Source organism: Clostridium collagenovorans DSM 3089, from assembly GCF_900130005.1.
Lineage (GTDB): Bacteria > Bacillota > Clostridia > Clostridiales > Clostridiaceae > Clostridium_D > Clostridium_D collagenovorans.
Genome location: NZ_FQXP01000003.1, coordinates 276,536 through 298,005, shown reverse-complemented (window position 1 = coordinate 298,005; position 21,470 = coordinate 276,536). Strand labels below are relative to the sequence as shown.

Below are 21,470 nucleotides of genomic sequence, written 5' to 3'. Positions count from 1 at the left end.
AATTAAATGTAAAATAAAAAAAGCCCTAAGGCTCTTTTTATTATTCTACAGACATTATAAAGTAATATAATGGTTGCTTACCATCATAGCACTGAACATCTAAGTCTGGATATTTCTCTTCAAGTTCTTCTACGAACTTAGAAACTTCTTCTTCATCCACGTCTTCACCAAAGTAGATTGTTAATAGTTCACTATATTCATCTACCATTGATTCTATTACACTTGAGCATACCTTGAATATATCAGATCCAACCTCAGTTATATTATCTTCAACTAATCCTAATATATCACCTTCATTTATAGCTTTACCTTCTGCTTCAGTATCCTTTACAGCAAAAGTTACTGATGCTGTAGCAACATTAGCCATTGCATCATTCATAGTTTCTATATTAGCTTCTACTTCTGCTTCAAGGTCTACCATTGTTAAGGCAGTAATTCCTTGTGGTATTGTTTTAGTAGGTATTACATGAACATTTTTTTCTGTTAATTCAACAGCTTGATTAGCAGCCATTATTATATTTTTATTATTTGGTAATATAAATATATGTTCTGCATTTATTTTATTTATACTATCTAAGATGTCTTGCGTACTTGGGTTCATTGTTTGACCACCCTCTATAACACAGTCTACACCTAAATCTGATAATATAGCTTCTATTCCTTTTCCTCTTGCAACTGATATGAAGCCATATTTTTTCATTTCCTCTTCTTCAATTATAGAAGGTGAAGCTTCTTCAACTATATTGTTAAGATTTCTATGTTGTTCTCTCATATTATCTATTTTTATCTTAGTTAATTCTCCTAACTTAGCTGCTATAGATAATACTCTGCCTGGATCATTTGAGTGGATATGAACTTTAACTATATCTTCAAGTCCAACAACAACCATAGAATCTCCAAGTTTAGAAATTTCATTTTTAAACTTATCAACATCTATATTTTCACCATTAACAAAGAACTCTGTACAATATCCATTTTCTATTTCTTGAACGCTTCCAACATTAGCTGTTTCAGCTTTAACTACTGGCTCTTGTTTAACCTTTGAAGGTTTACATACTAAACCTGTTTCTAAAGCTTCTAACATTCCTTTAAATAAAATTAAAAGACCCATACCTCCAGCATCAACAACCTTTGCCTTTTTTAGTTGAGGTAACATCTCTGGTGTTTTATTTAACATATCTTCTGAAGCTATGCATACTTTTCTTAGAAGTTCTACTATATCTTCTTCTTCAATAGCTATAGATAAAGCACTATCACCAGCTGCTCTTATTATTGTAAGTATAGTTCCTTCTGTTGGTCTCATAACCGCCTTATATGCAAAAACTGCTCCCTCATGTAAAGCATTAGCTACCATATCAGAAGTAACTTCGGTATGACCTTCTAAGCCCTTAGCTATTCCTCTAAAAATTTGTGATAATATAACCCCTGAATTTCCTCTAGCGCCCATTAAGGCACCCTTAGCTAAAGTTTTTGAAATTTCACTGATAGTTTTAGACTCCATACCTGAAATTTCGTTAACAGCAGTTGTAAATGTCATTGACATATTAGTCCCTGTATCTCCATCCGGAACTGGGAATACGTTTAATGCATTAACATACTCCATTTGTTCTTCTAATCTATTAGAAGCATTTACAACCATGTTGTAAAACTGCTGCCCATTTATTTTAAAATGTTCCACTTGTTGTCCCTCCCTTAAACTCTTATACCTTGAACGTTAACAGTTAAAGTAGAAACCTTTAATCCTGTTAAATTTTCAACTGTATATCTAACCTTTTGAATTATATTATTTGCAATTACAGAAATTTTAGTTCCGTACTCTACAATAATAAATACTTCTATATAAAGACCTTCCTCTTTTGCTTGTATCTTAACACCCTTATTTAGGTTTTCTTTTCTTAAAAGTTCCCATAATCCATCCGTAGCATTTTTTGAAGCCATCCCAACAACACCATAACACTCCATCGTTGCAAGACCAACGATATTAGCTATGACTTCTTCTGTATAGAAAATATTGCCGTGCTCTGTAATAACATTTCCTTTCATATTAAATTCCTCCTTTAATATAAACCATATAAAACATTTTATATTATATATGTATTTTATTCAAGTTAATATATTAATTATGATATTAATTTGCTTTAAATCTCATATATTACTTGCTTATATTAATTCTTTATGATAAAATAATGTTTGTTTAATTCCTTTGTTTTATTTTATGGCAAGAGGAGGTGTTTTACATGGCAAGAAAATGCGAAGTTTGTGGAAAAGGTGTTGTATATGGTAGACAACGTAGCCACGCTGAAAATAAAACTAATAGAACTTGGGCTCCAAACTTAAAGAAAGTTAAAGCTGTAGTTAACGGTACTCCAAGAACAGTTAAGGTTTGTACTAGTTGTTTACGTTCTGGTAAAGTTCAACGTGCAGTATAATATAAAAAATGCAGTTTATCACTGCATTTTTTTTATTCTTATTATTTTCTATAAAATATTCTTATTATTTTGGATATAAATTTAGGCATTTTTATAGCAATAATCTTCATAGCAAATTCCCCCCCACTTCTTAACCTATTAATTATCTTATTACTGCATTTATTATATGGTCTACCTATAATAAATTAATCATTCAAAATTATATGTTTCCTTTTATAATTTTCTTATGTTTCCTTTTTTAAATAATATCCTATATTTTTGTACCTCCTAAAAATTCTCTACTATCATTATATGTAATAAAAAAAAATATGTTCCCATTTTTTTAAAAAAGGAACACATTTTTCAACTCTTTATTTTCTTATTTAAATATATCTTTTAATCTTGAGTATAAAACACTATCAATTTTCCACTTTCAAAATTTATCTCCACATTTCCATGTAAAAATTCATTAGAAACAGTAAGCGGTGACCCAACTTTCAAATCATAGTCTTTAAGCTCATACTTAGCATTTTTAATAGTCAAGTTTTTAACTACTCCTTCATATGCTTGAAGGGAAAAAGTTTGACCAAAGACTCCTTGTAAGACAGTGTCTTTATTTATAATAAATATTTCATTATTACTATCTATAATACTAGCTTTTATACCCTTATCTAGTAGGAGATTTAAAAGGCCTATATTAGCCATTACATGATCAAGTCTACTTCCTGTGGCACCTAACATAGTAATTTGCCTAGCACCAAGTTCAATTGCTTTATAAACAGCTAACTCAGTATCTGTATAATCTTTTTCTGGATTATACACCTTAACTTCTATTTTACTTTTTTTTATTTCTTCTAAGATATTTTTGTCCACTGAGTCAAAGTCACCTAAAATTATGTTAGGCATCAAAGCATTTTCATATAAAACATTACATCCACTATCCGCTGCAATTACTAGTTCTGCTTCTTCATACTTTTGTAAAAGCAATTTATCATTAGGTTTACTTCCACCTGTAACTATAAGCACTTTCATTTTAAATACTCTCTCTTAACACCTTAATATTCTTTTCTATTTCTCCATTTTTAAATACCGCTGAACCAGCAACTATACTATTGGCTCCACACTGAACTACTTCTTTAATATTATCAGCGCATACCCCACCATCTACTTGTATATATAATTCTTTATTATACTTTTCTGCTAATTCCTTTACTTGCTTTATTTTGTTTCCACAGTACGGTATATATTTCTGTCCTCCAAAACCTGGGTTAACAGACATTATAAGTACCATATCCAAATTAGGAATTAAATCCTCTATAAGACTTACTGGTGTTCCTGGATTTAAAGCTACCCCTGCCTTAACATTAAAGCTTTTAATATAATTTATAGTTCTGTCTATATGTCTATCTGCTTCATAATGAACAGTTATCATATCAGCTCCAGCTTTAACGAAATCCTCTATATATCTTCCTGGTTCCTCTATCATTAAATGCACATCAAAAACTAAAGTACTTAATTCTCTTATGCTTTTCATTATAGGTGCACCAAAGGATATATTAGGTACAAAACTTCCATCCATAACATCAATATGTACCCAATCTGCTCCATAAGTTTCTAAACTCTTTACATCTCTCCCCAAATTTGCAAAATCTGCTGATAAAATCGATGGTGCTATTTTTACCATGACTTATTCCTCCTATCATTAGCTTCTTGTAGCAATTTAAGATAAAATTCATATCTCATTTTATGTATTTTACCTTCTTCCACTGCTTCCTTCACCTTACACCCAGGCTCTTTATGATGAGAACAGTTAGAAAATTTACATTCTCCATTATACTCTTCAAATTCTGGAAAACAATGAATTAAATTATCTTTATCTATTATTATTGTTTCTAAGGATGAGAATCCTGGTGTATCAACCAGGAATCCATCCTCATATTCAATAAGTTCACTATGTCTTGTTGTATGCTTTCCTCTAGCTAGTTTTTTGCTGATTTCCCCTGTTTCCATATGCTCTCTTCCTAGCAAAGCATTTAGTAAAGTTGACTTTCCAACTCCTGAAGGACCGCATAATACTGATATATTTCCCTTTAACTTTTCCTTTAAGTTGTCTATACCAATACCCTCTTTAGCACAAGTAAAGACCATATCATATCCAGCTTCTTTTACCATATTAACGCATTCAATTTCCTCTGGTGAAACCAAATCCATTTTATTAAAACATACAGTAACTTTTAAATTATTATCTTCACATATTACTAAAAACTTATTTAATAAGTCTTCATTAATATCTGGTTTTTTTAAAGCAAATACTACAAAGGCTTGAGTTACATTTGAAACCAAAGGTCTTATTAACTCTGTTTCTCTCTCATAAATCTTCTCAATAACGCAAGAACTACCCTCTAATGATATTTCTACCCTATCACCAACTAAAGGCTTATCCTTGTCATATCTAAATCTTCCTCTTGCTTTACACTCTTTTAAACCTTCTTCTGTTTTAACGGTGTATAATCCGCCTACACCTTTGATTATGATGCCTCTCATTAGTCCTCCATAATTTATACTATTTATCTATTTTCCTCTTGATTAGGCTTTTCACCTTGGTTGCCAGATACTCCTATATATATAGTAACTGTGCTACCCTTAGGAACTGATCCACTTGCACTACACTCTATAACCTTTCCATAAAGGGTAGAATCTGTGGTTATCCTTGTATCTTGAACTACATTTAATCCTAATGATTTCAATTTATCATAAGCTTCTTTTCCATCCATACGTACAATATTTCCAGGAATATTAACCGTCTCTTGTCCTTTACTTACTGTCAAAGTAACGGTTTCTCCTGGCTTAACTGTCTTTCCTGGAGCTGGATTTTGTGATATTATAGTGCCCTTTGGCTTATCACTTTCTTGTTCTTCAATTTTACATTTCAAACCTAATTGCTCTATTTTATCAGCTGCTGCTGATTGAGAATACTTACTAAAATCATCTAAAGTTATAAATTGTCTTCCCTTACTTAGAACAACTCTAATTCTTGAATCCTGTTTAGCCTTAGCGCCTACAGTAGGATTACACTTAAGTACTGTTCCTTGTGGCTTATCACTTTCTTCTTCTGACTCAACTTCTAATACAAGTTTAGCATCACTTAACTTTTTAGTAGCATCCTCTTTGCTTAAACCAATTATATCTGGCACTTCTACTTCCTTAGACTCTTTTCCTTTACTTACTACTAAGGATATTTTATCACCTTTTTTAACCTTTGTTCCAACTTTAGGATTTTGACTTATTATTTTTCCCTCTTCTATGTTGTCATCACTAGCTTCACTAACTTGCCCTAATTCTAATTCCTGATCCTTTAAAGCTTTTTTAGCTTCTTCTAAAGTCATCTTAGAGAAATCTTTTAAAGTAATACCTTCTCCACCATTACTAACTATTACTTTTACCTTAGATCCTTTTTTAACTTTATACCCTTCCTTAGGATTACTACGTATAATGGTATCCTTAGGTTCAGTACTATCTTCTTCTCCAGCTACTTCTAAAACTAATCCTAATTCTTCTAATTTTTTAGTAGCATCATCTTTACTTAAACCTTCAATTTTAGGAACTTCTATTTGATTTTTAGAAGACCCTGTACCCATCATATTAAACAGAACAGCTAAAGATACACCTATAACAACAACCATAGCAGCTATTATAGCCCAAAAACCTATCTTTTTCTTCTTGCCTTTTTTATGTCCAACATTATCATCATCTTCATACTCGTCATCATCTTCATACTCATCATCATCTTCATATTCATCATCATGTAATGCCTTTTTAAAGTTCATGCCATCTCTTATCATAGTACTATCTTTTATCATAGTATTATCATCTACTTCTACAGCATCCATTACTCTAGTAAAATCATCCTCAAAGTTTGATTTTTTTATTTGATAATAGGGATTACCTTTTATTTCATTTAAATCAGCTAATAATTCATGTATCGTGCTGTATCTATTAGCCGCATCTTTTTCCATAGCCTTTAATACTATGTCATTTAACCCTTTATAAACTGCTGGATTTAATTCCATAGGTTCTTTTGGGGTTTCTTGTATATGCTTTAATGCCACTGAAACAGCTGTATCTGCATCATATGGAACCTTACCTACAAGCATCTCGTACATTACTATACCTAAAGAATATATATCAGTTCTGAAATCTACAAAACTACCCTTAGCTTGCTCTGGTGAAAAATAATGCGCTGATCCCATTATTTTAGTTGTATTGATTATAGTATTATAATCCGTTGCCTTTGCAATCCCAAAGTCAGCTACCTTTATAGTTCCATCTTCTGTAACCATTATATTTTGTGGTTTAATATCTCTATGAATTATATTATTTTTATGTGCACATTCTAATGCTTTTGCTATTTGTATAGAATAATCTATTGCTCTTCCAATTTCTATTCTATTATTTTCTTTTATTATATCTTTTAAAGTTTTTCCTGTAACAAGCTCCATAACTATATAGTTAATATCATCTTGAGTACCTACGTCATATATATTTATTATATTATTACAATTCAATGCAGCTGATGAGGCAGCCTCTCTTTTAAACTTTTCTACGAACTCTTTGTCTCTAGCAAACTCCTTCTTTAGAATTTTTATAGCTACAAATCTATTAAGAAGATGGCACTTCGCCTTATATACCTCTGACATTCCACCTTCGCCAATCTTCTCAATAACTTCATATCTAGTCCCTAGTATAGTTCCCTTCATTTTCACACGCTCCTTCAAATACTATAACTGATATGTTATCTTTACTCCCATTTCTTTTACTTATCTCTATAAGTTCCTCACAAGACCTTTGATTATTATCATATTTGCAAAGCACTTCTTCCATTTCATCTTTGCTTACAGAATTGGATAATCCATCTGTACATAATACAACTTTTTCAACTTCACTTAAGCTTACATTAAAAATATCTACCTTTACATCTAGCTTAGTTCCCAAAGCTCTTGTTATAATATTTTTATTAGGGTGTTTCTTCCCTTCTTCCTCTGTTATGCTTCCAGAATCTATCAATTCTTGAACTAAGGAATGATCCTTAGTTACCTTTTCAACTTTTTTGTCCTTTAATATAAAGCAGCTACTATCACCTATATTAGCCACCTTCATCATATTACCCTTCACAAGACATAAGGTAAGAGTTGTTCCCATACCATTTAGAGATTCCTTTTGCCTAGCTAATTCATATATCTCTTTATTAGCTTCATCAATAGTTTTCCTTATAAGGTTATCTATATCATCAGTTTCACCACTGTTGTTTATTGTATCCGTAATATACTGAACCGCTGTACTACTAGCTATTTCGCCACCATTATGTCCACCCATACCATCTGCTACAATATAACACCTATAAGCTTTTTCTTCTATACATCCAACAAAGTCTTCATTGAGTTTCCTAAAATTCCCAATATCTGAAATCATCCCTACCATACTTAGACCCCCTTACGAATTTTTCTCAATATAACTTCTCCTAAGTTGACCGCAAGCAGCATTAATGTCTGAGCCCATTTCTCTACGTATTGTCGTTGGAATTCCTTTGCTTTCTAAGCATTCCTTAAATTTATTTATATTTTCTAACTTTGACTTTTTAAAATCTCTTTCTTTTATTTCATTTACAGGTATTAAATTAACGTGGCATAGTAACCCCTTTAATAATTTACTAAGCTCCTCCGCCTCTTTAATACCATCATTAAACCCATTAATTAACGCATACTCAAAGGTAATTCTTCTATTAGTCTTATCTACATAATACTTACAAGCACCAAGCAACTCACTTATGGAGTATTTATTAGCAATTGGCATGCTTTGCTTTCTTATAAAATCATTAGGTGCATGAAGAGAAATAGCTAAGGTTATTTGCATATCTTCATTGGCTAAATCCACTATATTAGGTACTATTCCACAAGTAGATAGTGTTATATGTCTTTGACCAATGTTCAAGCTATATGGAGCATTAACTAAATATAAAAACTTTTTAACATTTTCATAATTATCTAAAGGCTCTCCACTACCCATAAGTACTATATTGGATATTCTCTCTCCTAAAACACTTTGTGCTAATAATATTTGAGAAATTATTTCACCTGAACTTAAATTTCTTACCATTCCATCAATAGTAGATGCACAAAACTTGCATCCCATTCTACACCCTATTTGAGTAGATATACATATTGAGTTTCCATGTGAATATTTCATAACTACGCTTTCTATTAAGTTTCCATCATGTAAGGACATTAAGAACTTTATAGTATCATCTTGTTTAGAAATAAACTTATCTACTACTTGAGGTATATTTATAATAAGTTCCTCATTTAAAGATTCAATCATAGCCTTAGGCAAATTAGTCATTTTATTAAAATCAAATATACCCTTATTATATATCCAATCAAATATTTGCTTTGCCCTAAAAGCTGGTTGACCTTTAGATTTCATCCATAATTGTAATTCTTCTAAAGTAAAATCAAGTATATTTTGCATATAACCACCTATAGTTTTTTTATTTTACATATGAAAAAGCCATCCATATAATCATTTGGAAGTATTGTTACTGATCCATCTTTGTTATATATAATGTTTTCAGCTTTCCCAAAGTTAAGAGATTCAACTTTAAATCCACTATGATTTAATAAAAACCAATTGATGTTCTTTTCATTTTCATCCTTGTTTAAAGTACAAGTAGAGTAAATAAGATATCCACCCTGTTTTACATATTTACAAGCATTACTCATAATTCTTCTTTGCATTTGAGCTAAGGCATCTAGTTGATTCTTAGATTTATTCCACTTTATTTCTGGTTTTTTTCTTATTATACCTAAACCTGAACAAGGTACATCAATTAAAACTCTATCACCTAAATCTACAAGTTTTTCATTGAAGATCTCTGCATTAAGCTTATCACATTGAACTATAGTAGCTCCTAATCTCTCTGCATTTTCCTCTACTAATGGTAGTTTACTCCTTTGAAGATCAAAAGCATATACCTTCCCATTATTATCTAAAAGTTCAGCTATATGAGTTGTTTTTCCACCTGGAGCGCTACAAAGATCTAATACAGTCATGCCCTCCTCTAAATCCATTGATGGAGCAACAAGCATAGCACTTTCATCTTGAACAGTAATTAATCCATCTTTAAATAAGGGATTCTTTTCTATACTTCTACCCTTTTCTATTCTAATGGCTTCTGGGCATATATACCCTTCACTTACACTATATTCGTTTTCTTCTAGCAGATCAAAAACCTCTTCAAAATCAGCTTTAAGTGAGTTTACTCTAACTGTAACAGCGGGTCTTTTATTTAACCCCTCTAAAATTTTAGTTGCTGTATCTTCACCATATTGAGTAATAAAGGTTTTAACCATCCATTTTGGAAAAGAATAATCATAACAAAGGTTACTTACAATATCTCTATCATCACAGTATCTTTCCTCTTTATTTCTTAAGTAATTTCTAAGAACACCATTAACTAACTTAGACATTCCCACTGATTTCATTGCTTTTGCTAAATTAACACCTTCATTAACAGCTGCAAAGTCAGGTATCTTATCTAAATATTTCATTTGATATATTGATATTCTCAAAATATTTAAGATAGTAGTATCTAATTTTTTAATACCTTCTTTAAGAAAGTTATCAATAATTCTATCTATAGTATATCTATATTTTATGGTTCCGTAAACAATTTCTGTAACTAGGGCTTTATCCTTACTATCTAAATCCGAATTGATTAATCTTATGTTAAGATTTTTATTAGAAAACTCACCCTTATCAAAAACCTCATTTAAAACCTTAACTGCTATTTTTCTACTGTTATCCATTCTTTAACCTCATTTACTCTTAATATTAAGAAGTTTATTATTTAAGCACTACATTAACTTCTATTTCATTACCTCTTATGTAGTCTCCTACATTCATAGTCTTTTTACCTGGTACCTGTATTGTTTTCACCAAGATATCCTTTGTACTAGTTGAAACCATCATACCTTCTTTACTTACATTAACTATTGTACCTGGTTCTTTATTAGAATCCTTTTCAGTAAGTCTTGTTTCGTATATTTTAATAGTCATATCCTTATAAGAAGTATGCGCTATTGGCCAAGGATTCAATCCTCTAACAAAATTATGTATATCTCCACTTGTAGAATTCCAATTTATCTTAGCTATATCTTTATTTAGCATTGAAGCATATTCACTTTCTGCTTCTCCTTGCTTTATACCCTTTATTTCTCCATCCTTTAACTTATGTAGAGTTTCTAGTAATAAGTCTGCTCCCTGTGCACATAATATATCATGCAAATCTCCAGCAGTCATATTTTCTGTTATTTCAACCTCTTGCTTTAAAAGCATATCTCCAGTATCCAGTCCTGCATCCATTAACATGGTAGTATTACCTGATACCTTTTCTCCTCTTATTATAGCCCAATTTAATGGTGCAGCGCCTCTATACTTAGGAAGTAAAGATGCATGTAAATTGATACATCCGTATTTCGGAATATCAAGAACTTCCTGTGATAAAATTTGTCCAAAGGCTACAACTACTATAAAGTCAGGAGCAAGTTCTCTTAACTTTTCTATAAGTTCAGTATCTTTTCTTAATCTTATAGGTTGATATACAGGAATATTATGCTGTAGTGCAACCTCCTTAACAGGAGATATACTCATTTTTTTTCCTCTACCCTTTGGTTTATCTGGTTGAGTAAGAACTCCAACAACCTCTGTATTGTCTATAAGTTTTTCTAATGTAGGTACTGAAAAATCTGGTGTACCCATAAAAACTATTTTCATATTCTACTTCTCCTTTTTTCAACCTTATCTATAAATAAAATCCCTTCTAAGTGGTCAATCTCATGACAAAAAGCTCTTGCTAATAATCCACTAGCTTTCATATTACATAATTGACCCTTTTCATTTATAAATCTCACCTTAACATTCTTAGGTCTTTTTACCTCACCCTCTACTTCAGGTACACTTAAACATCCTTCTATATCAATTTCTTCTCCTGACATTTCAATTATTTCAGGATTAATACACACAATAGGACCTTCCCCTATATCTATTACTATAAGTCTTTTAGATACGCCCACTTGTGGTGCTGCAATACCAACTCCATCACAGTGATACATAGTATCTTTCATGTCCTCAATAAGTTTCAATAAATCTTTATCTATATTTTCAACTTTACTTGCTACTTTTCTTAATACTTCCTCACCGTTAATTGTTACCCTTCTTAAAGCCATAACTTCCTCCTACTTTGAATTCAAATTCAAGTTTTTTTCTTCGTAAACTTAATATTTTTATGATTAACTTTTATTTTAACATTATACTTTCTTTTATGTCTACTTATGCAACTATATTTATTAATTTTTACCTTAATGTAACATATTATTTTAAAAGCCTCTTTACATTAAGCTATTAGGATTTATGTCTAAGGAAATCTTTATTCCATTATTAATTTCCTTTAAAGTTTCATAAGCTGTATTTTTCATGAGATTGTTAATTTCATCATTTAACTCTCCCTTAAGTATTATTTGCCATCTATATTCATTTTTAATCTTTGACACTCCACAACTACAAGGTCCAAGCTTAGAAACCTGTGGAAACTCCTTCAATATATCATCCAATTTAATTCCTAAGTAATTCATAGCTTCAATAAGCTCTCTTTCCTTTATAGAAGTTGCATTTATAACAAGCAGCTTTGAAAAGGGCGGATAGTTCATTAACTCTCTTATTTTAATCTCATTTTCATAAAAGCCTTCATAATCATTGGTAACAGTTTTCTGTATACTAATTTCATCTGGGCTATATGTTTGCACTATAACTCTACCGCTTTTATCCGCTCTTCCTGCCCTTCCTGCTACCTGCATAATTATCTGGAAGGTTCTTTCTGAGGCTCTATAATCCGGTAAGTTAAGGGATAAATCTGCTGCAAGGACACCAACCAAAGTTACATTTTCAAAATCTAATCCCTTTGTTATCATTTGAGTTCCTATTAAAACATCTGCATCTCCTCTTTTAAAGCTATTATAAATTTCCTCATGAGAATTCTTTTTTCTAGTTGTATCGAAATCCATTCTCAATGTTCTTATCCCTTTAAAATATCTATGTAGTTCTTGTTCTACTCTTTCCGTTCCAACTCCAAATTGCTTTATATATTTACTTTTACACTTAGGACAAAGCTTAGATACTTCTTTGCTGCAACCACAATAATGACATATAAGTTTGTTGCTAAAGTTATGATAAGTCAAGGAAATATCACAATTATCACATTTATAAACATAGCCACATTCTCTACAAGATACAAAGGATGAAAATCCTCTTTTATTTAAGAATAAAATTATCTGCTCTCCTCTACTAAGGGTCTCCTCAATAGCACTATATAGTTCTCTACTAAATATAGATCTATTTCCTGAGATAAGTTCTTCTCTCATATCTATTATCTTAGTTTCAGGTAGAGGTCTATTATTAACCCTTCTCTCTAGGGTTATTAACTTAACTTCTCCCCTTAATGAGGAATGATAACTTTCTATTGATGGCGTAGCAGAGCCTAAAACCACTTTACAACCCGAAATATCACTTTTCATAAAAGCAACTTCCTTAGCATTATACTTAGGGCTACTATCTGATTTATAGCTATTTTCATGTTCTTCATCTATCACTATAAGTCCTAAATTTCTAAAGGGTAAAAATAAAGCTGACCTTGCCCCTATAGCAACCTTAGCAGCTCCTTCATTTACTCTCATCCACTCATCATAGCGTTCTCCATCTGAAAGTTTACTATGAAATACCGCAACGTCCTTTCCAAATCTTCCCTTTATACGTTCTACCATTTGAGGTGTAAGAGAAATCTCAGGTACAAGTATTATACTTTCTTTTCCTTCTTTTAAATACTTACTAACTAAATTTAAATATATTTCCGTTTTACCGCTACCAGTTACTCCATGTAGCAAGAACTTTTTTTCACAGCTATTTAATATAATATCAATAGCATTTTTTTGAAAATCCTTTAAAACTTTCTCTTCATAAGGTATAAATTCTCTAAAATCTGCCCTACTTTCTTCATGTTCTTCTAAAGATATAAATCCATGCTTTACTAAAGTGTTAATTGATGATAAAGATACATTAAACTTCTTGCTAAGTTCAGCTTTATTGTATTGTCCCTTATTTTCATCAATCACCTTTACAATTTTGATATAGGGTTCTTTTAAATACTTTTCCTCCAAAGGTCTTCCTATATAAAGTAAATTTGTAGTCTTTTTTTTCATACCTTTAAATATACCAGGGGGTAACATAAGTCTTATAGCTTCTATATAGGTGCTTAAATACTTATTTCTTATTTTCTTTATTAATTCAACATCATCATAGCTCAGTAAAGGTTTTTTATCACACAAAGAAATAACCTTTTTAGTTTTTTCTAGTTGAGCAAAGCTTTCCTTCATTTCTAAAACAAAGCCTTCAACAACCTTATCTCCCCTTCCAAAGGGAACTCTTACTCTATAACCTATATCTAAAACACCAACTAGTTCCTCAGGTATTTCATAAGTAAATACTTTATCTATATGTACAGAAATATTATTAATTATAATGCCTGCATAAAAAAACACCTAACCACCTCAAAATTTAAGATAAATAAAAAAGCGCATTAGCGCTTTTTATTTATTAAATTAAATAATTCTTTTGCAACTTCTCTTTTACTCATTATGTCTAATGAAATAACTTCATTTTCTGAAATAATAGTAACCTCATTAAAATCAGATTTAAAGCCAATTTTATCAGACTTAATATTATTGGCAACTATAAAATCTAAGTTCTTTCTTTTTAGTTTGCCCTTAGCATTTTCTATAACATTCTCACTTTCAGCGGCAAATCCAACTAAAATCTGTGATTTTTTAATCTTACCTAATTCAAGTGAAATATCTTTATTCTTAACAAATTTTAATTCTAAAGTATCACCTGTTTTTTTAATTTTATTCTCTGAATAATGTTCAATTCTATAATCAGCAACTGCAGCAGATTTAATAACTATATCCTGCACTTGAAATCTATCCATTACAGCTTTGTACATGTCTTCGTTTGTTTTAACATCGATAACCTCTATTCCAAAAGGTTTAGGTAAGTTAGTTGGTCCACTTACTAAAACTACCTCTGCACCTCTATCTCTAGCCTCTTCTGCTATTGCATAGCCCATTTTCCCTGAAGAATGATTAGTAACAAATCTCACAGGATCTATAGGTTCTACATTAGGTCCAGCTGTAACAAGAACTTTTTTGCCTATTAAGTCCTTTACATCATATAACTTACTAATTACAGTCTCTGCTATAAGATCTGTAGGCGCCAATTTGCCCTTTCCTTCGTCTCCACAAGCAAGTCTACCGCTATATGGTTCTATAAATCCATATCCTAAATTTTCAAGTTCCTTAATGTTTCTTTGAACTATAGGATTTTTATACATATTAGTATTCATAGCTGGTGCAAAAATAACTGGAGCCTTTGTTGCCATTATAGTTGTTGAGAGCATATCATCAGCTATTCCATTTGCTACTTTTCCAATTATATTAGCTGTTGCTGGCACAACTAAAAGCAAATCTGCTTTCTTAGCTAAAGATATATGTTGAATTTCCCATGCTTTTGGTTCTTCAAACATATCGTGTATAACCATGTTTTGGCTTAGCGATTGAAAACTTAATGGAGTAACAAACTCCTTTGCTGATTTAGTCATTATCACATGAACTTCTATATCCTGCCTTTTAAGTCTACTTATAACGTCTAAAGCTTTATATACAGCAATTCCACCTGTAACCCCAACAACTACAGTCTTTTTACTCATTTCTATTTAATACCTTCTTTAATTCTTTCTACTATAATAGCACCTTCGTGAACTTCATTGATAGCTGTTGTTAAAGGCTTCAAGAAATTCCTCTCTATTAAAACAGGCTCTTTATCTATTAATTGTCTAGCTCTTTTTGAAGTAGCTACAATTAATGAATATCTGTTATCTACATGCTTTAATAAATTTACTATTGATGGATTTATCATTGAATCTGATTTAACCATTTATAATACCCTCCTCATTGACAATAGAGTCTTTAATTCTATCAACTCTACATCTTTCTGCTTTTATTATACATTCTATTTTTTTAACAGCATCTTCTACATAATCATTTACAACAGCATAGTTGTATTTTGATACATAGTTTAATTCTTTATATGCTGATTCAAACCTAGTGTTTAAAGATTCCTCTGTTTCAGAACCTCTACCTATTATTCTATTTTTAAGTTCTTCCATTGATGGAGGAAGTATAAAAATGAATACACCTTCTTTATATACTTCTTTTACTTGTAAAGCACCTTGAATGTCTATTTCTAAAATAACATCTTTTCCTGCTTCAAGTTTTTCAAATATTTCATCCTTTGGAGTACCGTAGTAGTTACCATATACCTCAGCATATTCAAAAAAACGATTATTTTTTATTCTAGTTTGGAAATCTTCTTTCTTTAGAAAGTAATAACTTACCCCATCAACTTCACCCTCTCTTGGGTTTCTTGTTGTAGCTGATACAGATAACCAATAATCATTTCCTTTAAGTAATTCTTTACATACAGTTCCTTTACCAGCTCCTGATGGGCCTGATAATACAATTAGTAAGCCCCTATCATTAACCTTGCTCATATTATTCATCCACCTCGTCAGTAGCTTCTTCATCCTTTGTAGATAATCTATGTGCTACTGTTTCTGGTTGAACTGCTGATAAGATTACGTGATCGCTGTCAGTAATTATAACTGCTCTTGTTCTTCTTCCATAAGTTGCATCTATAAGCATCCCTCTATCTCTAGCTTCTTGAATGATTCTTTTTATAGGTGCTGATTCTGGACTTACAATAGCAACTAATCTATTAGCTGAAACTATATTTCCAAATCCTATATTAATTAATTTTATACTCATGCTGACCTCCCAGTACTACTCTATATTTTGTATTTGTTCCCTAATTTTCTCTATTTCATTCTTAATAGTTAATACTTTATTTAAAATTTCTAAATTATTTGCTTTAGATCCAATTGTATTAGTTTCTCTATTCATCTCCTGAACTATGAAATCTAATTTTCTACCTATAGCTTCATTTAATTCTAATGTAGTATGTATTTGGTCAAGATGACTATATAACCTTGTTATTTCCTCATCTATACCAGCTTTATCTGCGAATAAAGCAACTTCCATAGCTATTCTACTTTCATCTACTTTTCCGTCCTCTAAAATTTCACTTAATCTATCGTGCAATTTCTCTCTATACTCATTTACAACAAGTGGAGCCTTTTCTTCTATACTAGAAACCTGCTCTTTAATAACTCTACATTTTTCTTTCATATCATTGCAAAGTTTTTCACCCTCTACTAGTCTCATATTAACATGTAGATTTAAAGATTCCTCTAATGCAGAACTTAATATAGACCATACATTTTCTATATCCTCTTCCTTTGTTTGAAGTGTTAAAACCTCTGGAAATCTAGCTACTGTAGCAATAGATAAATCGTCTTTTAAATTATACCCTTCTTTTATCTCATTAAGACAATTAATGTAGCTTTCTAATAAACTCTTATTTAGAATAGCCTCTGAATTATCAACTGAATAATTTTTTTGAGTTATGTAAATATCAACTTTTCCTCTTTTTAACTTGCTACTTACTACTTTTCTTATTTTATCTTCTAAAGGCAAGAGAACTCTTGGCATCTTAATGTTGATATCTAAGTATCTATGATTAACACTTTTAATTTCAACAATGAAAGTTTTACCATTCTCAGTACTACTTCCTCGCCCAAAGCCAGTCATACTATAAACCATTATTATCCACCTTCTCATACGCATTTAAATTCATACTACTCATTATACATAAAAGGTGCAACAAATTTCAAGTAAAATTGTAACTCTTGCCTTTATTATAATTAATATCTATCTAATCTGTTTAATCCTTCATAAATTCTTTCCTTATCTTGGGTTAAAGCAATTCTAAAATATCCCTCAGTTACAGTTCCAAATATACCACCTTGAGCTACTGCAACTCCATGCTTTCTTAAAAGTTCTTCACAAAATTCCTTAGTTGTATATCCCTTAGGAGTTTTAGCAAGTATATAGAAAGCACCTGTAGTTTCAAAAAATTCTATATTTTTTTCTTTCAATACTTTTTCAGCTATCTCTCTTCTTTCACTGTATATCTTTTGAATCTGTGAAAGATATTCCTCACCTAAACTCAAAGCCTCAATAGCTGCATATTGTATAGGTTTAAACTGTCCAGAGTCTACATTACTTTTTATCTTAGCCAATGCTCTTATAGCTTCTTTATTTCCTACAGCATACCCTATTCTAAAGCCAGTCATATTATAAGGTTTAGATAGACTTCCAAACTCTATTGAAGTTTTCTCCTTATCAAATTGCAATATACTGCTTGTCTTAGTATCACCTTGCACAATTTCATTGTAAGCTCCATCATTACATAATAAGATCTCATTGTTTTTGCAAAATTCAATTATTTCCTTGTAAAACTTTTCATTAGCTATAGCCCCAGTTGGATTATTAGGATAATTTATAAAGAACAGCTTGGCTGCTTTTTTCATTTCATCACTTATATCCTCCATTCTAGGGAGAAATCCATCCTCTTCATATAAATCCACCTTATAAGTGTTACATCCCCACAAAGAGGCAGATGTAGCGTATACAGGATATCCTGGGTTAGGTGCTATAATATACTCTCCTATATCACATATAGCAGGTATTATATTGTTAATACCTTCTTTAGAACCTATTAAAATTACAACTTCATCTAAATCTAGTTCTACATCATATCTACTTTTATAATATTTTATAACAGCTTCCTTAAGTTCATTGATACCCTCATATGGTGGGTACTTATTAAATCCATCTTTCAAGAAAGAATTTTTTAAAGCTTCTATTATTCTATTATCTACAGGAATATTAGAATCGCCTATACTCAGGTCCACAACATCTATTCCAGTACTAATTACTTGATTTTTTATTATATCTAAGTTTTTAAAATGATATTCTTTTATTTTATCTATCCTATTATTTGTTCTCATGATTATATTCCTCCATTAGTATACTCTATAATATTCTTCTTATTTTACCAATGTGATAGTCTTTTATCAATATATAACAGTAATAAATATAAATAAAAGGGAAATCGCTCAGCAATTTCCCTTTTATTAAAATAAATTTATTTTCAATTGTATATTACATTCAAATACAATAACTTTAAACTATTTAATCAAAACATATCTTATTATGAATATGATTGTTAAGGCATAAATTATTGGAGATACCTTCTTTTTCTTACTCTTATCTTTTTCAAATAAGTTAGATATGAAGTTAATTACTCCATAAGATAATATACCTATAGTTAAACCTTCTCCTATGCTGTATGTTAAAGGCATTAATGCTATTGTTAAGAAAGCTGGTACACCTTCTGTAAAATCATTAAAGTCAACTTGTACAACATTTTGAATCATAAATAATCCAACAAATATTAAAGCTGGTGCAGTTGCAAAACTTGGAACAGCCATAATAACTGGTGAGAAGAACATAGCTACAAAGAATAATACTCCTGTAACAACAGCTGCTAAACCTGTTCTAGCACCATCAGCAACACCTGATGCACTTTCAACATATGTTGTAACTGTTGATGTACCTAACATAGCTCCTGCAGTAGTAGAAACAGCATCAACTAATAAAGCTTTTCCACCATTTTTAACTCTTCCTTCTTTATCTATCATGTTTGCTTTAGATGCAACTCCTAATAAGGTTCCTAATGTATCAAAGAAGTCTACAAATAAGAAGGTTAACGTTACACCTAATAATGTCATTAATTTTTGTGGATCAGTAAAGTATGAGAAATCCATCTTCATAGCTATTGGACTTATAGATGCATATTCAAAAACTTTTCCTGGTAATGCTATATGATACTCACTAGCTAAGTTTGGAGCTATAAGAGCTACTACCCATGCTAATACTGTACTTGCAACTATACCAAGTAAAATCGATCCCTTAATTCCTTTTTTATAACATACTGTTATTATTATTATACTAATAAAAGTAATAATTACTGGTAATGACCCTAAATGTCCTACTGCAACCTTAGTTGCTTCGCTTGAAACTACTATTCCTGCATTTACAAAACCTATAAATGCTATAAATAAACCTATACCACCTGTTACAGCTAACTTAAGATTCTTAGGTATACAGTTAGCCACGGCTTCTCTTAGATTAGTTATTGATAATAGTATAAATATTATACCCTCTAAGAAAATCGCTGTTAATGCAACCTGCCATGGAATCCCCATCTCTCCACAAACAGTAAACGCAAAGTATGCATTTAAACCCATTCCTGATGCTAAAGCAAAAGGTAAATTAGCATATAACCCCATGAATATACATGCTATAGCTGCTGTTAAGCATGTTGCTGTAATTAAAGCTCCCTTATCCATTCCTGCCGCACTTAAAATATCTGGATTTACAACGATGATGTAAGCCATAGTTAAAAATGTCGTAATGCCGCCTAGAACTTCTTTTTTGATTGTACTTCCATTTTGTTCAAGTTTAAAGAAGTTTTCCACTGTTGAATTTTTCATTTTTTCTTACCTCCATTATAGTTGTTAACTCCCCATAAGTATCCAAGTCTTAAATAGTAAATATAATAAGTTCAAATAAAAAAGTCGCTAAGTTTGCGAGCAACCTTAGCGACTTAATAGCATTTAATATATCTTTAAATAAGAAATATGTAAAAAACTATATTAATCCTCAGATAACTCATAGTCGAATATTTACGGTATTCGGTAGAAACGACTGAACCATATTATCAGTCTTATATAAGTCTTATGGAATAAGTATTTGTTTCATGCATTCATTATAATATACTTGTCCATGGTAGTCAAGGATTTTACGAATGTTTCTATAAGTTTTTTATATATATTTCGTATTTTAGTTGTATAAGCCCTTTTCAAATATTCTCTTAACTTCTTCTTTGTCTTGTGTAAGTCCTAAAGCTAACATAAGCTTTATTCTCGCCTTTTGCCCTGGTAGTCTATCTCCAAATATAACACCTGAATTTCTTAGGCCTTTTCCTCCACCTGGATATCCATAAGAATCAAGAACTCTTCCTTTATAGCATCTTGATACCATAACAACTACAACACCAGCTTTTATAGCTTTATCTACAGACTCTGCCATTTTAGGAGGTATATTTCCCCTTCCCATAGCTTCTATTACAATACCTTTGCTTCCTGTTGATACACAATAATCTATTAATTTGCCATCCATCCCTGTAGCAGCTTTGATTAAATCAACTTTATCTTCTACTACATTTGTTTTTAAATGCTCTTTAGTTGCTGCATCTCTATAAAAAATAGCTTTATTAGTATCTACTATACCAATAGGTCCAAACTCTGGACTCTTAAATGTATTCAAGTGCATAGAGTGTTCTTTAGTTACTTCACTAGCACAATTTATCTCATCATTTAAGCACACTAATACTCCTCTTGAAGCAGCCTCTTCTGAAATTGCTGTACATATAGATGCTGTTAAATTTGCTGGTCCATCATAGCCTAATTCCGAACTATTTCTCATAGATCCTGTAACTACTACTGGTTTCTTATTATCTATAACTAAATCTAAAAAGTATGCTGTTTCCTCTAAGGTATCTGTTCCATGAGTAACTACTACCCCTGCAATATCTTCTCTTCCCAAAAATGTCTCTACATAACGAGCTAGTTCCATCATAGTTTGTGGAGTCATATGAGGACCTGGCAAACTTGAAAACGTTACAGATTCAACCTCTGCATATTCTTCAATCCCCGTTGCCATTGCCATTATTTCTTCTCCACTTAAAGTTGGTACAGCTGCTTGAAGTTTTGGGTCTACCTTCATGGATATGGTACCACCATTAAATATTACTGCTACCTTTTTCATTTTTATCCTCCCATATATCCTATAAATAACTTTAAATACTTTTATGTAC

General features: G+C 31.1%; 21 protein-coding genes and 1 riboswitch. Of the genes, 1 reads left to right on the top strand and 20 read right to left on the bottom strand.

The annotated features are described in order from the left end of the window. Positions 1-40 precede the first annotated feature (40 nt). Positions 41-1,678 carry a DAK2 domain-containing protein gene (locus BUA48_RS01450; RefSeq protein WP_072829348.1) on the bottom strand — a complete coding sequence of 546 codons (1,638 nt, stop codon included), beginning with the start codon at positions 1,676-1,678 and terminating at the stop codon, positions 41-43. Between the two features lie 14 nt (positions 1,679-1,692). Beyond that, positions 1,693-2,043: an Asp23/Gls24 family envelope stress response protein gene (locus tag BUA48_RS01445; protein WP_072829346.1), complete on the bottom strand. Its 351-nt coding sequence runs from the start codon at positions 2,041-2,043 to the stop codon at positions 1,693-1,695. Between the two features lie 194 nt (positions 2,044-2,237). On the opposite strand from BUA48_RS01445, the gene rpmB reads away from it, so the two are divergent. Beyond that, a complete protein-coding gene (gene rpmB / locus BUA48_RS01440) occupies positions 2,238-2,429 on the top strand; it encodes a 50S ribosomal protein L28 (protein ID WP_072829344.1) in 192 nt (63 codons plus the stop codon). Positions 2,430-2,804: 375 nt separating this feature from the next. Here the strand turns inward: rpmB and BUA48_RS01435 are convergent, their stop codons facing one another. The 18 genes from BUA48_RS01435 to BUA48_RS01350 form a co-directional block, all read right to left on the bottom strand. Further along, on the bottom strand, positions 2,805-3,440 hold the full coding sequence (locus BUA48_RS01435) for a thiamine diphosphokinase (protein ID WP_072829342.1): 636 nt from the start codon (positions 3,438-3,440) through the stop codon (positions 2,805-2,807). A 1-nt stretch (position 3,441) separates the two neighbouring features. Next, the gene (gene rpe, locus BUA48_RS01430) at positions 3,442-4,092 is read right to left on the bottom strand and encodes a ribulose-phosphate 3-epimerase (RefSeq protein ID WP_072829340.1); all 651 of its coding nucleotides are present in this window, start codon (positions 4,090-4,092) and stop codon (positions 3,442-3,444) included. Then, positions 4,086-4,952 carry a ribosome small subunit-dependent GTPase A gene (rsgA, locus tag BUA48_RS01425; protein ID WP_072829338.1) on the bottom strand — a complete coding sequence of 289 codons (867 nt, stop codon included), beginning with the start codon at positions 4,950-4,952 and terminating at the stop codon, positions 4,086-4,088. The genes rpe and rsgA overlap by 7 nt, the downstream gene beginning before the upstream one ends. Positions 4,953-4,975: 23 nt before the next feature. Next, complete coding sequence (pknB, locus tag BUA48_RS01420) at positions 4,976-7,165, bottom strand: Stk1 family PASTA domain-containing Ser/Thr kinase (RefSeq protein ID WP_072829336.1); 2,190 nt, start codon at positions 7,163-7,165, stop codon at positions 4,976-4,978. Then, the gene (locus tag BUA48_RS01415) at positions 7,140-7,886 is read right to left on the bottom strand and encodes a Stp1/IreP family PP2C-type Ser/Thr phosphatase (RefSeq protein ID WP_072829334.1); all 747 of its coding nucleotides are present in this window, start codon (positions 7,884-7,886) and stop codon (positions 7,140-7,142) included. The genes pknB and BUA48_RS01415 overlap by 26 nt, the downstream gene beginning before the upstream one ends. Before the next feature lie 12 nt (positions 7,887-7,898). Further along, positions 7,899-8,933: a dual-specificity RNA methyltransferase RlmN gene (gene rlmN, locus BUA48_RS01410; protein WP_072829332.1), complete on the bottom strand. Its 1,035-nt coding sequence runs from the start codon at positions 8,931-8,933 to the stop codon at positions 7,899-7,901. Between the two features lie 8 nt (positions 8,934-8,941). After that, positions 8,942-10,270 (bottom strand): 16S rRNA (cytosine(967)-C(5))-methyltransferase RsmB, encoded by a 1,329-nt coding sequence (gene rsmB, locus BUA48_RS01405; RefSeq protein ID WP_072829330.1) that lies wholly within the window; start codon positions 10,268-10,270, stop codon positions 8,942-8,944. A gap of 37 nt (positions 10,271-10,307) precedes the next feature. Then, positions 10,308-11,237, bottom strand: coding sequence for a methionyl-tRNA formyltransferase (fmt, locus tag BUA48_RS01400; RefSeq protein WP_072829328.1), 930 nt, complete (start codon positions 11,235-11,237; stop codon positions 10,308-10,310). Beyond that, positions 11,234-11,689 carry a peptide deformylase gene (gene def / locus BUA48_RS01395; protein ID WP_072829326.1) on the bottom strand — a complete coding sequence of 152 codons (456 nt, stop codon included), beginning with the start codon at positions 11,687-11,689 and terminating at the stop codon, positions 11,234-11,236. Before def ends, fmt begins: the two co-directional genes overlap by 4 nt. A 162-nt stretch (positions 11,690-11,851) precedes the next feature. Continuing rightward, positions 11,852-14,053 (bottom strand): primosomal protein N', encoded by a 2,202-nt coding sequence (gene priA / locus BUA48_RS01390; protein ID WP_072829324.1) that lies wholly within the window; start codon positions 14,051-14,053, stop codon positions 11,852-11,854. Positions 14,054-14,091: 38 nt separating this feature from the next. Beyond that, positions 14,092-15,276, bottom strand: a complete 1,185-nt coding sequence (coaBC, locus tag BUA48_RS01385) for a bifunctional phosphopantothenoylcysteine decarboxylase/phosphopantothenate--cysteine ligase CoaBC (protein ID WP_072829322.1) — start codon at positions 15,274-15,276, stop codon at positions 14,092-14,094. 2 nt (positions 15,277-15,278) lie between these two features. Next, on the bottom strand, positions 15,279-15,503 hold the full coding sequence (rpoZ, locus tag BUA48_RS01380) for a DNA-directed RNA polymerase subunit omega (protein WP_072829321.1): 225 nt from the start codon (positions 15,501-15,503) through the stop codon (positions 15,279-15,281). After that, positions 15,496-16,128 (bottom strand): guanylate kinase, encoded by a 633-nt coding sequence (gene gmk / locus BUA48_RS01375; RefSeq protein ID WP_072829318.1) that lies wholly within the window; start codon positions 16,126-16,128, stop codon positions 15,496-15,498. The genes rpoZ and gmk overlap by 8 nt, the downstream gene beginning before the upstream one ends. Further along, complete coding sequence (gene remA, locus BUA48_RS01370) at positions 16,121-16,393, bottom strand: extracellular matrix/biofilm regulator RemA (protein WP_072829316.1); 273 nt, start codon at positions 16,391-16,393, stop codon at positions 16,121-16,123. Before remA ends, gmk begins: the two co-directional genes overlap by 8 nt. 15 nt (positions 16,394-16,408) lie before the next feature. After that, on the bottom strand, positions 16,409-17,287 hold the full coding sequence (locus BUA48_RS01365) for a YicC/YloC family endoribonuclease (protein ID WP_072829314.1): 879 nt from the start codon (positions 17,285-17,287) through the stop codon (positions 16,409-16,411). Between the two features lie 101 nt (positions 17,288-17,388). After that, on the bottom strand, positions 17,389-18,537 hold the full coding sequence (locus tag BUA48_RS01360) for an aminotransferase class I/II-fold pyridoxal phosphate-dependent enzyme (protein WP_143147651.1): 1,149 nt from the start codon (positions 18,535-18,537) through the stop codon (positions 17,389-17,391). A gap of 180 nt (positions 18,538-18,717) precedes the next feature. Continuing rightward, positions 18,718-20,085, bottom strand: coding sequence for an NCS2 family permease (locus BUA48_RS01355; RefSeq protein ID WP_072829310.1), 1,368 nt, complete (start codon positions 20,083-20,085; stop codon positions 18,718-18,720). Positions 20,086-20,246: 161 nt separating this feature from the next. Beyond that, positions 20,247-20,346, bottom strand: a riboswitch (purine riboswitch). An 88-nt stretch (positions 20,347-20,434) separates the two neighbouring features. Then, positions 20,435-21,421 (bottom strand): asparaginase, encoded by a 987-nt coding sequence (locus BUA48_RS01350; RefSeq protein WP_072829308.1) that lies wholly within the window; start codon positions 21,419-21,421, stop codon positions 20,435-20,437. Between the last annotated feature and the right edge of the window lie 49 nt (positions 21,422-21,470).

Coding starts and splice junctions, on each gene's coding strand:
- BUA48_RS01445 (WP_072829346.1), bottom strand. CDS start 2,043: ATGAAAGGAAATGTTATTACAGAGCACGGCAATATTTTCTATACAGAA.
- rpmB (WP_072829344.1), top strand. CDS start 2,238: ATGGCAAGAAAATGCGAAGTTTGTGGAAAAGGTGTTGTATATGGTAGA.
- BUA48_RS01435 (WP_072829342.1), bottom strand. CDS start 3,440: ATGAAAGTGCTTATAGTTACAGGTGGAAGTAAACCTAATGATAAATTG.
- rpe (WP_072829340.1), bottom strand. CDS start 4,092: ATGGTAAAAATAGCACCATCGATTTTATCAGCAGATTTTGCAAATTTG.
- rsgA (WP_072829338.1), bottom strand. CDS start 4,952: ATGAGAGGCATCATAATCAAAGGTGTAGGCGGATTATACACCGTTAAA.
- pknB (WP_072829336.1), bottom strand. CDS start 7,165: ATGAAGGGAACTATACTAGGGACTAGATATGAAGTTATTGAGAAGATT.
- BUA48_RS01415 (WP_072829334.1), bottom strand. CDS start 7,886: ATGGTAGGGATGATTTCAGATATTGGGAATTTTAGGAAACTCAATGAA.
- rlmN (WP_072829332.1), bottom strand. CDS start 8,933: ATGCAAAATATACTTGATTTTACTTTAGAAGAATTACAATTATGGATG.
- rsmB (WP_072829330.1), bottom strand. CDS start 10,270: ATGGATAACAGTAGAAAAATAGCAGTTAAGGTTTTAAATGAGGTTTTT.
- fmt (WP_072829328.1), bottom strand. CDS start 11,237: ATGAAAATAGTTTTTATGGGTACACCAGATTTTTCAGTACCTACATTA.
- def (WP_072829326.1), bottom strand. CDS start 11,689: ATGGCTTTAAGAAGGGTAACAATTAACGGTGAGGAAGTATTAAGAAAA.
- coaBC (WP_072829322.1), bottom strand. CDS start 15,276: ATGAGTAAAAAGACTGTAGTTGTTGGGGTTACAGGTGGAATTGCTGTA.
- rpoZ (WP_072829321.1), bottom strand. CDS start 15,503: ATGGTTAAATCAGATTCAATGATAAATCCATCAATAGTAAATTTATTA.
- gmk (WP_072829318.1), bottom strand. CDS start 16,128: ATGAATAATATGAGCAAGGTTAATGATAGGGGCTTACTAATTGTATTA.
- remA (WP_072829316.1), bottom strand. CDS start 16,393: ATGAGTATAAAATTAATTAATATAGGATTTGGAAATATAGTTTCAGCT.
- BUA48_RS01365 (WP_072829314.1), bottom strand. CDS start 17,287: ATGGTTTATAGTATGACTGGCTTTGGGCGAGGAAGTAGTACTGAGAAT.
- BUA48_RS01360 (WP_143147651.1), bottom strand. CDS start 18,537: ATGAGAACAAATAATAGGATAGATAAAATAAAAGAATATCATTTTAAA.
- BUA48_RS01355 (WP_072829310.1), bottom strand. CDS start 20,085: ATGAAAAATTCAACAGTGGAAAACTTCTTTAAACTTGAACAAAATGGA.
- BUA48_RS01350 (WP_072829308.1), bottom strand. CDS start 21,421: ATGAAAAAGGTAGCAGTAATATTTAATGGTGGTACCATATCCATGAAG.